The organism is Burkholderia sp. IMCC1007 (assembly GCF_027257875.1).
GTDB lineage: Bacteria > Pseudomonadota > Gammaproteobacteria > Burkholderiales > Burkholderiaceae > Burkholderia.
This window is the reverse complement of the sequence record NZ_JAPVQY010000003.1, coordinates 121,175-133,511: the sequence shown is the minus strand read 5'-3', so window position 1 is coordinate 133,511 and position 12,337 is coordinate 121,175. Positions and strand designations below refer to the sequence as shown.

Genomic DNA, 12,337 nt, shown 5'->3' with positions numbered 1-12,337 from the left:
GCGCCGTGCGCATGAATGGCATCGCATCGACCGGGCTCGATGTGATGCACCAAACGCGTGCCCGATACGAATGCACCGGCGGTGTGCATGTGAAAAAAAACGGCGTACCGGGCGATGAGCCCGATACGCCGTCGTGCGACGTGCGTCCGTGCGAGCGATCAGTGCAGCTTGATCGACGGCTGGTTGCGGCTTTGCAGCCAGTGGCTCAGCGACTGGAACAGCGCGCGCTTCAACCCGTACACGGTAAACAGGTGCTTGCGATACAGGAACTTGTACAGGCCGATCGCGGCGAGCCCGTCGACGATCAGCGAACGCGAACGCACGCCGAGGTCGCCCTGATACACCGCACCGGCCTGCCCGAGCGACACGACGGTGCCTGCATCGCGGAACGTGAAACCCGCCACCGGCTTGCCGGCAAGGCGGCGCGCGAGCGCTTCGCCGAGGTACACGGCCTGCTGGTGCGCGACCTGCGCGCGCGGCGGCAGGAATCCGCTCGCATCGGCCGACGGGCATGCGGCGCAGTCGCCGAACGCATACACGTGCGGATCGCCGGGCGTCTGCAACGTGTCGGTCACGATCACCTGGTTCGACCGATTCAGCGCAATGTCGCCGAGTTCGCGCAGCATCGCGGGGCCCGCGACGCCGGCCGCCCAGATCGTGATGTCGCTCGCGAGCCGCTCGCCGGTCGCGGTCGTGACCGCGTCCGCGCCGACTTCCGCGACGCGCGTATCCGTCAGCACGTCGACGTTCAGCGCGCGCAGTTGTGCGTGCATCTTGCCGGACAGCCGCGCATCCAGCGCGGGCAGGATGCGCGGGCCGCCTTCGATCAGCCGGATGTGCACGTCACGAGCGGACACCAACGCCTTGAAGCGATACGTCGTCAGCTGCTGGATTGCGTGCCGCAGCGCCGCGGCCAGCTCGACGCCGGTGGCGCCCGCGCCGATCACGTTGATGCAGATCGGCGCCGCGGGTTGCGCGAGATGCTGCTCGGCGAGGTGATTCGCCTTCGTGCACGCGGCGAGAAACTTGCGGCGGAAATCCTCGGCCTGGTCGAGGTTCTCGAGCGGCAGCGCGTGGCGCGCGGCGCCCGGCACGTTGAAGAAGTTCGTCACGCTGCCGACGGCGAGCACGAGATCGTCGTAGTCCAGTTCGCGCTGCGGCAGGATTTCCGTGCCGTCCGCGTCGTGCACGGCTGCGATCGTCGCCGTGCGTGCCGCGCGGTCGACCCGCTGCAGCGCGCCCTGCACGAAGCGGAAGCCGTGGCGCTTCGCCTGCGCCGCGTATTCGATCGTGTGCGATGCCGGATCGCGATGGCCCGACGCGGCTTCGTGCAGCAGCGGCTTCCAGAAGTGCGTCGGATAGCGGTCGACGAGCACGACGTCGGCTTGCCCGCGGCGCCCGACCGTGTCGCCGAGGCGCGTGGCGAGGTGCAGGCCGCCGGCGCCGCCGCCGACGATCACGATGCGCGGCACGCGCGGTGCGCGGTCCGTTGCAAGGGTAGGCGTGATGTTGTCCATGTTGTGGCTCCCGCTGATGACGATTCGGATGACATTGCTCAAGAACCGACGATATAGTTTCGAACCCACTCGAACAATTTAATGTTTATAAGCGACTCATATGTATTCACTTATAGGAAAGACGGCGACGTTCCGGCAGCTGAAAGCGCTGGACATGATCGCGCGGCTCGGCAGCGTGTCGCGCGCGGCCGAGGAGCTGAACCTCACGCAGCCGGCGGTATCGCTGCAGGTTCGCCTGCTCGAGCAGGCCGTGGGCGCCGCATTGCTGCAGCGGGTGGGGCGCGGCGTGCAGTTGACCGCGGCCGGCGAGATCGTGTCGCGCTATGCGCGCGAGATCCTGCATCTATGGAGCGAGGCCGGCGACGAAGTGGCCGCGCTGACGGGCGATCTCGGCGGCACGCTGCGGATCGGCGCGATCACGACGGCCGAGTACCTGATCCCGCCGTTGCTGGTGAAATTCACCGCGACGCGGCCGCACGTGAAGACCTATTTCAAGGTCGGCAATCGCGACGACATCATCCGCATGCTCGCCACGCATGAAATCGATCTCGCGGTGATGGGCAGCGCGCCGAAGGAGTTGCGCACGCATGCGGTCGAGTTCGCGAAGCATCCGATGGTGTTCGTCGCGGCGCCGGGTCATCCGCTGATGCAGCGCAAGCGCGTCGCGCTGAAGGATCTCGAATCCGCGCATCTGCTCGTGCGCGAACGCGGCGCGGGCACGCGCTCCACCGTCGAGAGCCTGTTCAAGACGGCTGGCTATCGATTCCATGTGGGCTCCGAACTGTCCAGCAACGAGGCGATCAAGCAGATGGCGGAGGCCGGGCTCGGTATCGCGTTCCTGTCGTTGCACGCGTGTGCACTGGAGCTGCGCACGGGGCTGCTCGGGCAACTGCCGTTTCCGGGCAACCCGATCGTGCGCGAGTGGTACGTGATCACGCTCGCCGACCGGCGGATCTCGCAGGTGACGGGGCTGTTCCGTGACTTCCTGATCAAGGAGGGCGCGCCGGTGATCGACGGCGCGACGGTGGCGCCGCACGAACGCCGGCGCAAGTAACGCGGATCACGACGGCCGGTCAGCCGATCCCGAAGTCGTCGTTGCTGTCGGGAATCGATGCGAGCAGCCGTTCGAGCCGGTACCAGCCGACGAGCTGCAGGCACGTCGCGGCAATGGCGACCCGCACGTCGGCGGAACGCGAACGGGAAGCGGGGTGCGACGCGGGGTGAACGGCGCCGGACGGCGGCGGCGCGGCAAACGCCGCGCGACGCGGGCAGCAATCGGGCATGACGAGCTCCGTAGGTGTCGGATGCGGCCATCGTATGCGTCGCCGCGCCCGCCGGCGCGCACGCAAGGATGGTCCGGAGCACAAACGGATGATCTTTTTTGCATCGCGGCCGGCGCGCCGCACCGGTCCGGCAAGCGCGCCGAAAAAGCGTCACAATGCGCGATCGACATCGATCGGATGGAGGGAAACCATGAGCGATCCGATTCTCGCCGCACCAACGGACAACGGCGTGCCGGTCAGCCTGCGTTCCAGTCGCGGCCTGGGCTGGCGCGGGTTCGGCGCGGCGCTGCTGGAGATCCGCGCGGGCACGTACCGGATTCCCGCCGCCGATCATCACCGCATCGGCGTGCATATCGGCCCGGCGGTTCGCGCGGATTGCGTATGCGACGGCGAACGCGTGTCGCGCATCCAGGCGCACGGCGACGTCGACGTGATTCCCGCCGGCGTGCCCGGCCAATGGACCGACAGCGCCGACTGCCGGATCCTGCACATCGCGCTCAGCGACACGTTCGTGCGGCGCACGTTCGAGCAGCTCGAACTGAAGCCGTCGCACGCGCAGATCCGTCGCCGGTTGCAGGTGCGCGATCCGCGGCTGCAGCACATTGCGTGGGCGATGGCCGCCGAACTCGACGCGGAGGATGCATCGGATCCGCTCTATGCGGAGAGCCTGTGCACGGCGCTCGTCACGCGGCTGGTCGACAGCCAGCCGGTGTTCCGCGAGCGTCGGCGCATGCTCGCGCCGAAAGCGGCGGCGCGCGTGATCGACTATGTCGAGGCGAATCTCGAACGGCGGATGACGCTCGCCGAGCTCGCGGCGCTCGTGTCGATCAGCGTGCCGCATTTCAAGGTGCTGTTCCGCGAGACGCTCGGGATGCCGGTGCACCAGTACGTGGTGCGGCGGCGGGTCGAGCGCGCGAAGGCGCTGTTGCTCGAAGGGCGACTGAGCATCAGCCAGATCGCGCTCGAAGCCGGCTTTGCGCATCAGAGCCATATGGCGAACTGGATGAATCGCGTGCTGGGGGCGACGCCGACGGAGATCGCGCGGTCGGGCGCGCGGGGTCGGTTGCGGCTCGCCTATGACGGTGAGGGCGACGACAGCGTGGCATAACGAAGCGGCGGTACCTTGCCGTGTGTCGGCTGTCGTGTCCATGTCACCCTGTGACTACTACCCATGACGCGAAACATGAGTTAATTGGAATAACTAATAATTCCCCTTGCGATCTCAAGAGAGGCTATCTCGAACTAGGCGACGGACGTTCACCAAGCCCCTCCGTCCTCGTTCCAGATGTCAGCCATGCCTTACTGCCCGCTGCGCGTAGGCCCCGCGTTGATTTGGCTGCTTCAGCCTGGCAGCAACACCAGGTTGCGCCCCAGGGCAATTGTCCAACAGCCTGTTGGACAATTCGTCCGCCACAGGTGTCGTCATCGCTGTAAGTCGCATGGTTCAACCCGGTAGACGACTGTAACTCCCAGACCGGTCGACACCCATCCCATCATCCTTTCCTGTCCTGATCATCCATCCGTGTGCGTCGCGTGCGCGGCGAGCGCCGACAATCACCTCACCTTCATCCCCGGGAGCGAATCGTGTTCGTGATTTTCGGCGCATCAGGCAACGTCGGCCTGTCGACTGTAACGACCCTGCGCGACGCAGGCCACCCCGTGCGCGCGGTGCTGCGCGACGCACGTCACCGCGAACGCTTCGTGCAACTCGGCTGCGACGTCGCGATCGCCAATTTGACGGACGCCCATGCGATCGACGCAGCGCTCGCCGGCGCGCACGCGGTGCAGATGCTGTGCCCGGTGCCCGTCGTCGATAGCGACCCGGCCGCGACGATGGAGCGGACGATCGACATCGTGACCGGCGCACTCGTCGCGAACCCGCCGCCGGTGCTGCTCGCGCTGTCGGACTACGGCGCGGAGCGCGACGGCAACACGGGCATCACGCGGCTCTTTCATCGTCTGGAGGCGAAGCTGAAAACGGTGCCGACCCGGCTCACGCTGTTGCGCGCGGCCGAACACCTGCAGAACTGGGCCCGCGTGCTGCCGATCGCGCTCGGCACCGGCGTTTTGCCGAGCTTTCATCATCCGGTCGACAAGCTGTTCCCGACGGTGTGGGCACCGGACGTGGGTGTCGCGGCGGCGCGGCTGCTGCTCGATCCGGCCGAACCCGGCAACGGGACATGCATCGTCAGCATCGAAGGCCCGCGCCGCGTGAGCGTGCGGGATATCGCGGCAACACTCGGCGCCGCGGCCGGGGGCGAGATCGTCGCGCGCGAACTGCCGCGCGACGCGTGGACCGCAACGCTGCTGCGCGCGGGGCTCAGCGAGCGCCATGCGCAGTTGATCGTCGATCTGTACGACGTGCACAACGCGGGGCTGATCGACGTCGAAGCCGGCGTGTCGGCGCGGCTATACGGCACGACGTCGCCTGAGGATGCGCTCGCGCAACTGCTGCGCCAGCACGCGCGCTGAGCGAAGCGGCGGCTCAACGCGTGCGCGATGCGCGTGACGCGTGCCGCCGCGCCCTGCTCGTCACCCCATACGCGATCGACCCGATCACGATGCCCCAGAACGCGGAACCGAGCCCGAGCCACGTCATCCCCGACGCGGTCGCGAGGAACGTGATCACCGACGCTTCGCGATGAGCGTCGTCCTCGAAGATCCCGTGTACGTTCGACCCGATCGCGCCGATCAGCGCGAGCCCCGCGAGGATCGCGACGAACGCCTTCGGCAGCGCGAAGAACAGCGCGACGATCGTGCCCGCGAAGAGTCCGCCGATCAGGTAGATCACGCCGTTCGCGATGCCCGCGATATAGCGCCGGTCCGGATCCTCGTGCGCATCCTTGCCCGTGCACAGCGCCGCGGTGATCGCCGCGACGACGATCGTGATCCCGCCGAAGCACGCGACGACGAGCGACATCACGCTGGTCGCGGTGATGATCGGCCGCGCGGGCGTGTGGTAGCCCGACACGCGCAGGATCGCCATGCCCGGCAGGAACTGGCCGGTGAGACTCACGACGACGAGCGGCAGCGCGAGGCTGAGCGTCGTGCCGAGCGTCCATTCGGGCGCGATGAAGATCGGCCGCGCGATGCTCGGCGACACGTTGCCGAGATGCGTCATCCCGAGCAGCGTCGCGAGCGCGGCGCCGGTCAGCAGCACGAGCACGATGCTGTAGCGCGGCAGCACGCGCCTGAAGATCACGTACGCGGCGATCATCCCGAAGCCCAGCACCGGCTGCGCGGTGGCGGCGGAGAACGCATGCATGCCGAATGGCAGCAGGATGCCGGCCATCATCCCGCACGCAATCCCGCGCGGAATGTGGCGCACGAGCCGGTCGAAATAGCCGGTGATGCCGATCACGAGGATGATCAGCGCGGCGGTGATGTACGCGCCGACGGCCTGGTTCAGCGTCAGTTGCGGAAAGAGGCCGACGAGCAGCGCGGTGCCGGGCGCCGACCACGCGGTGATCACCGGCACCTTCAGCTTCCAGCTCGCGAACAGGCCCGACACGCCGGCGCCGATCGAGATCGCCCAGACCCACGACGACACCATCGCATTGGACGCATGCGCGGCCTGCGCGCCCTGGAAGAAGATCGCGAGCGGGCCCGCGTACGAGATCAGGACCGCGAGAAAGCCCGCGGTAATCGCGGAGACGGACCAGTCGTTGCCGATCGAGCGGATCGCGCCGGGCGAGGTGTTGGGTTGCATCGTCGTAGGGATAGTGCGCGGCCGGGGGCCGGATCCGCAGCGGAGGGTTGTCTGATAGCCCGGAGGTGCCGATATTTTCGGCGCTGTCGATGGAATTGACAATTCATCGGCAGATATCAACACTGTTTACTTTTGATAAACAGTCCGGGCGAACGAGATGGACAGATTGCTGGCGATGCGGCTCTTCACGTGCATCGTCGATTCCGGCAGCTTCACGCGCGCCGCGCAGCAGCTCGGCATGCAGCGCGCATCGGCCACGCAGATCATGAAGCAGCTCGAGTCGCACCTCGGCGCGCGGCTGCTGGTGCGCACGACGCGGCACGTGAGCGCGACCGTCGACGGCGCGGCCTACTACCGGCGCTGTGTCGATATCCTCGATGGGATCGACGCGGCCGAAGCGTCGTTCTCGCACGCGGCACGCCATCCGCAGGGCGCGCTGAAGGTCGATCTCGCGAGTTCGTTCGCGCGGCTCGTCGTGATTCCCGCGCTCCCCGAATTCTTCATACGCTATCCGCAGGTCACGCTCGACATCAGCATCGGCGACCGTCGCGTCGACCTCGCGCGGGAAAGCGTCGACTGCGTCGTGCGGATCGGCGAGCTGACCGATTCGTCGCTGGTCGCGCGCCGCGTCGGCATGCTCGAGCAGGTCACGTGCGCGAGCCCCGGCTATCTGGCCGCGCATGGCCGGCCGCGCAACTTCTCCGATCTCGCGAAGCATCGCGAAGTCGCGTATGTGTCGGCGTCGAGCGGCAAGCGCGTGCCGCTCGTGTTCGGCACGGACGGCAACGCGCGGACGACGGAGCTGCCCGCATCGGTGTCGGTCAACAACGGCGACGCGTACGTGACGGCGTGCGAGGCCGGGCTCGGGATCATTCAGGTGCCGCGCTATCACGTGGTGGACAAGCTGCGCGGCGGCACGCTGACGGAGATCCTCACGCGGCTGCGGCCGCCGCCGTTGCCGCTGTCGGTGCTGTATCCGCATCGCGGCCATCTGTCGCCGCGGCTGCGGGTGTTCATCGACTGGATCGGCGAGCGGGTGCGCGAGCGCGCATGGTGACAGCGGCGATGCCGGCCCGGCGAGCCGTCAGGTACTGATGCGCGGATAGCCGTCGACGACGGCGACTTTCGCGCCCCGTCCGGCCGACAGCGACGCCGTGCCGCGATCGAACGGGTGCACGGGCGTGTCGGTCGGCGTCCACGCATGGCGGGTCAGCAGCGCGCGATAGCCGCGGATCACGAAGCCGCCGTTTTTTTCCGCATATGCCGCGCGCCGCATCCGGTATGCGCGCGGCAGGTCGTACCACGGCAGCTTCGGCAGGTCGTGATGGACGAGGTGATAGTTGTTGTTCAGGTACAGCAGCCGCATCGCGAGGCCGGCTTCGTTGATCGCGATACGTGCCTTCGGATGCGGCGCGGCGCGATGCTCGAACAGCGAGCGGATCATCGCGAGCGACAGCGCCGGCCACGTGATCGCCAGCAGGTAGTACCACCACGGCACGCCGATCGACCATTGCAGCCACGCGAGCAGTGCGGCCACGCATGTCGCGTGTGTCAGCCACATCGGCAGATAGCGGAAGTCGCCGCGCCGGAATGCGGCGCATGCGTCGACGAACATCGCGGCGACGCTCGTCGGCGGACCGAATACCAGCCGTCCGATGAAGGTCGTACGCGCAACGGTGACGACGCGCCGCCAGCGCGGCAGTTGCGCCCAGCGCTCGCGCGACACGTAGTTGGTTTCGGGATCGACGCCCGGCACGGTCAGGTCTTCGTCGCGATGATGGTCGAGGTGCGTGTCGCGATACAGCGTGTACGGATACCAGACCGTCAGCGGCGGATAGCCGAGCAGCCGGTTCACGAACATGGAGCGCGTCGGATGGCCGTGCAGCAGCTCGTGCTGCAGCGACATGTGCCACGCGCCGAGCAGGATCAGCGGCGGCGTCGCGGCCGCGAGCGACAGCCGCTCCGCGCGCACGAGCAGCAGCACGGCGAGCCAGCCGCCGTAGATCGCGACGACGAGCAGCCACGTCGGCCACTCGGTGCGGGCAGTGAAGCGGGCGTCCAGCGCGGCGATCGCGCGCGCGTGGTCGACGTCGAAGTATTCGGCCATGTGCTGACGGGGACGGAACGGGGGCAGTGCGGAACGCGGATGGTCGAACGGGGCCGGATCGGGCATGAGCGACGGATTTGCCTGCCGGCTCGCGGCGCGTGCCGGCGCGTATTCGAACGATATCGGCCCGGCGTCGCGGGCCAAACCAATCGATTCGGATTTGCTTATCGCTGGCGCGCGGATAAGCTTGGCAGCGTGCTGGGCCTGCTGGGCCTGCTGGGCCTGCTGGGCCTGCTGGGCCTGCTGCACCCGCTGCACCCGCTGCACCGGGCCCGAGGCCTGAGGTCCGAGGCCCGACGCCCGACGCCCGACGCCCATTACGCGTTGCGAACCGCTTTACGCCGAATGCTCGACGATGCGTAGAATGCCCGCATGAGCCAATGGATCGCCGTACTGCCGATGTACAACGTGACGCCGCGCCACGCCGCACTGTGGCGCGCGCTACTGCGCGACGCGCTCGACGCGTTCGCGCGTACCGGCGGCCCCGCCGGCGTCGCCCTACTTGACGAGCCGTTCGGCGATCTGCACGCGCTGTGGCGGCGCGGCGACCTGCTGCTGTCGCAGACCTGCGGCTATCCATACCGGGTACTCGGCCTGCGCGACGCCGTGCAGGTGATCGCGACGCCGGCCTTCGATGCGCCCGGTTGCGACGGCGCGCACTACAGCAGCGTGCTGGTCGTGTCGGCGCGGGTGCATGACGGCGGCGCGACGACGCTGGCTGGCTGTCGCGGGTTGCGCGCCGCATTGAACGGCCGCGATTCGCACAGCGGGATGAACGCATTCCGGCATGCGGTCGCACCGCATGCGCATGACGGGCGCTTCTTCGGCTCGGTGCACACATTCGGCTCGCACCTTAGCGTGCTGCAGGCACTGACCGACGGTGACGCCGACTGTGCGGCGATCGACTGCGTGACGTTCGCGTATGTGCGCGACGCGCTGCCCGAGCGGTTGAACGACATCCGGATCATCGGCGCGACGGCGAGTGCGCCGGGGCTGCCGTTCATTGCATCGAACGCGCTCGACGAAGCGCTGGTGCCTGCGTTGCAGGATGCGCTTGATCAAGCAGTCGCGGCCGATGCGCAACGGGCGAACGCGTTGCGGCTGACAGGGTTCGAGCGGCTGCCGCCCGATGCGTACGACGCGATCGCCCGCTTCGAGCACGACGCCAACGCACACGGCTACCCCGAGCTGGCCTGAGCGAGCCGTCGCGCTAAAACGGCAACGTACCGGGCGGCGCATTGCGCACGACCGCGAGCGTCGTGCCGATATGGTCTTCGAGCGCGAGCGCGGCGCGCGCATCGGCACGGCGCATCGCGGCTTCGAACAGGCACGTGTGCTCCGCATGCACGTCGCGCTTCGAATCGCCGAGCCCGATGCACACGCGCCGGTAGCGTTCGCTCTGCTGCGACAGCATGCGCAGGATCAGGTACGTCCACGGCGTGGCGGCCGCCGAGATCAGCGCCTCGTGAAAGCGCCGGTTGCACGCTTCCCACGCGGTGCGGTGCTCGATCGACACCGGCTGCTCCCACGCCGACAGCATGTCGAAACTCTGGCGCACGCGCTGCGCCCACGCGTCGTCGCCGCGCCGCACGGAGTCGCGCAGCGCATCGACCTCGATATGGATGCGCAGCCGCGTGATCGCTTCGAGGTCGTCGACCGACATCGGCGTCACGCGAAACCCGCGTTGCCCTTCCGCCACGACCAGCGCATCGCTGACGAGCCGCGTGAGCGCCTCGCGCAGCGTGCCGGCCCCGACGCCGTACACGTCCTTCAGGTGTTCGACGCGCAGCTTCGCGCCGGGCGGGTAATGCCCTTCGATGATGTGCTGCCGCAGCTGGTGATACGCGTGCTCGCTGAGCGTGCGGGCGTGCGGTTCGGTGTCGTCGGCGGCGGCCGGTTCGAGCGCCGGCGATGCGTCGTCGAACGGATGGCCGGGCAGGATGGTGTTCATGTCACGCGTCCTCCTGATCCTGTTTGCGGTTGAGCCGATAGCTGAGCTGCGCGCGCGTGAGGCCGAGCAGGCGCGCGGCGGCCGACAGATTGCCGTTCGCGCGGTCGACGGCTTCGTGCAGCAGCGCACGCTCGAGGCCGTCGAGCCCGCCGCTGCCCTGCAACCGGTCGAGGATCGTCGCGCAGTCGATCGACATCGCGGTCGCCGGCCGGATCTGTCCGGCACGGTCGACCGTTGCGCCGCCCGGCGAGCCGACCCCGGGGAACAGATCCTTCGCGTCGACCGGACGGTTCGGGCGCGACAGGATCACCGCGCGCTCGATCAGGTTCTCGAGTTCGCGCACGTTGCCGGGCCAGCGGTAGCCGCGCAGCGCGTCGTATGCATAGTCGGTCAGCGTCGGCGCGGGCTTGCCGTGCTGCGCCGCGAAGCGGTCGAGCATCGCATCGGCGAGCGGCGCGATGTCGTCCTGCCGTTCGCGCAGCGGAGGAATCAGAACCGGGTACACGTTGATCCGGTAATAGAGGTCCGCGCGGAACGTGCCGTCGCGCACGGCCTGTTCGAGATCGCGGTTGGTCGCCGCGACCACACGGACGTCCACCTTCCGGCCGTCGGTCGCACCGAGCCGTTCGACCTCGCCCTCCTGCAGCACGCGCAGCAGCTTGGCCTGCACGTCGAGCGGCAACTCGCCGATTTCGTCGAGAAACAGCGTGCCGCCGTTCGCACGCTCGAAGCGCCCGGCGCGCGCGGCTTGCGAGCCGGTGAACGCGCCTTTCTCCGCACCGAACAGTTCGGACTCGATCAGCGCATGCGGAATGGCTGCGCAGTTGATCGCGACGAACGGCTTCGCCGCCCGCGGGCTGAGGCTGTGCAGCGCACGCGCGAAGCGCTCCTTGCCGACGCCCGTTTCTCCGGTGAGCAACACGGCGACCTTGGTCGGTGCGGCCGTTTCCAGCAGCGCGTAGGCGGCCCGAAACGCGTCGGAGCGCCCGACGAGCCGCGTGCGGCCGTCGTCGGGCGTGATCTCCAGGCGCAGCGATTCGACCTCCGTCTGCAGGTCGCGGATCGTGTTGATCAGCGAGTCGGCCTTGAACCACGACGAAATCTCTTCCGCGTCGGGCCATTCGTCGGCCGGCTTGCCGACGATCGTGCAGTGCGGATCGTGCATGCCGACGCACGACGTTTCCTTGAACAGGATCGTCCGGCCGATGAAGGCGCTCGTGTAGCCGGTCGCATAACCGATCAGCATCCAGCACACCGGTTCGGGCTGCGGCCCGAACGTGCGGCGGTGCACGTCGGCCTCCCATGAATGTTCCCAGCGGTATTCGCAGTAGAACGCGCCCGTCGCCGGATCGGCCTCGAAACGCAGCGGCGTGACCTGCACCGCGCCTTCGAGCATGTGCAGCTGCGGGCCGACATGGAACATGTCGAACAGCGATGCGCCGCTGCGGATCTCGCGGGCGAGCGCCGCGTCGCGTTCGCCGGCGGCGAAGCCGACCCGCGTGAAGAAACGCCGGGTTTGCGCGGGGCCGACGCTTTCCATCAGTTCCTGGCGCAGCGTCGCCAGCGCGCCGGCATGCAGCAGCACCATCCGCTGTCCGGCCAGCCAGATGCGACCGTCGCTCGCCGAAAAATGGATCAGCTTGCGCAGGTCGGTGTCCGGCGGCAAAGGTGGCAGGCTGGGCCGTGTCATGTCTCCTCCATCGAGTTTTCTCGTGATTTCAATAATTGCCGGGATCGGCGCCGCGGCGGGCACATCGATTTGATCATTTC

General features: G+C 68.1%; 12 protein-coding genes. 6 read left to right on the top strand and 6 right to left on the bottom strand.

What is annotated here, in order from left to right; all coding sequences use genetic code 11:
* Window positions 1–158: 158 nt before the first annotated feature.
* On the bottom strand, window positions 159–1,517 hold the full coding sequence (locus O1Q03_RS04710; protein ID WP_269501876.1) for an NAD(P)/FAD-dependent oxidoreductase: 1,359 nt from the start codon (window positions 1,515–1,517) through the stop codon (window positions 159–161).
* Between the two features lie 100 nt (window positions 1,518–1,617).
* On the opposite strand from O1Q03_RS04710, the gene O1Q03_RS04705 reads away from it, so the two are divergent.
* Entirely contained in the window at window positions 1,618–2,571 is a 954-nt protein-coding gene (locus O1Q03_RS04705; protein WP_269501875.1) for a LysR family transcriptional regulator, read from the top strand.
* 19 nt (window positions 2,572–2,590) lie between these two features.
* Here O1Q03_RS04705 and O1Q03_RS04700 read toward each other — a convergent pair whose 3' ends face one another.
* Window positions 2,591–2,800 carry a hypothetical protein gene (locus O1Q03_RS04700; RefSeq protein ID WP_269501874.1) on the bottom strand — a complete coding sequence of 70 codons (210 nt, stop codon included), beginning with the start codon at window positions 2,798–2,800 and terminating at the stop codon, window positions 2,591–2,593.
* A gap of 190 nt (window positions 2,801–2,990) precedes the next feature.
* Here O1Q03_RS04700 and O1Q03_RS04695 point away from each other — a divergent pair, with 190 nt between their 5' ends.
* Together O1Q03_RS04695 and O1Q03_RS04690 are read left to right on the top strand one after the other, a co-directional pair.
* The gene (locus tag O1Q03_RS04695; protein ID WP_269501873.1) at window positions 2,991–3,908 is read left to right on the top strand and encodes an AraC family transcriptional regulator; all 918 of its coding nucleotides are present in this window, start codon (window positions 2,991–2,993) and stop codon (window positions 3,906–3,908) included.
* Window positions 3,909–4,384: 476 nt separating this feature from the next.
* Window positions 4,385–5,272, top strand: a complete 888-nt coding sequence (locus O1Q03_RS04690; RefSeq protein ID WP_269501872.1) for an NmrA family NAD(P)-binding protein — start codon at window positions 4,385–4,387, stop codon at window positions 5,270–5,272.
* Window positions 5,273–5,285: 13 nt separating this feature from the next.
* Here O1Q03_RS04690 and O1Q03_RS04685 read toward each other — a convergent pair whose 3' ends face one another.
* Window positions 5,286–6,509 carry a benzoate/H(+) symporter BenE family transporter gene (locus O1Q03_RS04685; RefSeq protein ID WP_269501871.1) on the bottom strand — a complete coding sequence of 408 codons (1,224 nt, stop codon included), beginning with the start codon at window positions 6,507–6,509 and terminating at the stop codon, window positions 5,286–5,288.
* 157 nt (window positions 6,510–6,666) lie between these two features.
* On the opposite strand from O1Q03_RS04685, the gene O1Q03_RS04680 reads away from it, so the two are divergent.
* Complete coding sequence (locus tag O1Q03_RS04680; RefSeq protein ID WP_269501870.1) at window positions 6,667–7,566, top strand: LysR family transcriptional regulator; 900 nt, start codon at window positions 6,667–6,669, stop codon at window positions 7,564–7,566.
* Window positions 7,567–7,593: 27 nt separating this feature from the next.
* On the opposite strand, the gene O1Q03_RS04675 is transcribed toward O1Q03_RS04680, so the two are convergent.
* Window positions 7,594–8,616 (bottom strand): fatty acid desaturase, encoded by a 1,023-nt coding sequence (locus O1Q03_RS04675; protein ID WP_269501868.1) that lies wholly within the window; start codon window positions 8,614–8,616, stop codon window positions 7,594–7,596.
* A gap of 39 nt (window positions 8,617–8,655) precedes the next feature.
* Between O1Q03_RS04675 and O1Q03_RS04670 the strand changes: the two genes are divergently transcribed.
* Both O1Q03_RS04670 and O1Q03_RS04665 read left to right on the top strand, forming a co-directional pair.
* On the top strand, window positions 8,656–8,979 hold the full coding sequence (locus O1Q03_RS04670) for a hypothetical protein (RefSeq protein WP_269501867.1): 324 nt from the start codon (window positions 8,656–8,658) through the stop codon (window positions 8,977–8,979).
* A 9-nt stretch (window positions 8,980–8,988) separates the two neighbouring features.
* Window positions 8,989–9,813, top strand: a complete 825-nt coding sequence (locus tag O1Q03_RS04665) for a phosphate/phosphite/phosphonate ABC transporter substrate-binding protein (protein WP_269501866.1) — start codon at window positions 8,989–8,991, stop codon at window positions 9,811–9,813.
* 13 nt (window positions 9,814–9,826) lie between these two features.
* Here the strand turns inward: O1Q03_RS04665 and O1Q03_RS04660 are convergent, their stop codons facing one another.
* Both O1Q03_RS04660 and O1Q03_RS04655 read right to left on the bottom strand, forming a co-directional pair.
* Window positions 9,827–10,567, bottom strand: a complete 741-nt coding sequence (locus tag O1Q03_RS04660) for a GntR family transcriptional regulator (protein WP_269501865.1) — start codon at window positions 10,565–10,567, stop codon at window positions 9,827–9,829.
* Between the two features lies 1 nt (window position 10,568).
* On the bottom strand, window positions 10,569–12,257 hold the full coding sequence (locus O1Q03_RS04655; RefSeq protein WP_269501864.1) for a sigma-54-dependent Fis family transcriptional regulator: 1,689 nt from the start codon (window positions 12,255–12,257) through the stop codon (window positions 10,569–10,571).
* Window positions 12,258–12,337: the final 80 nt, after the last annotated feature.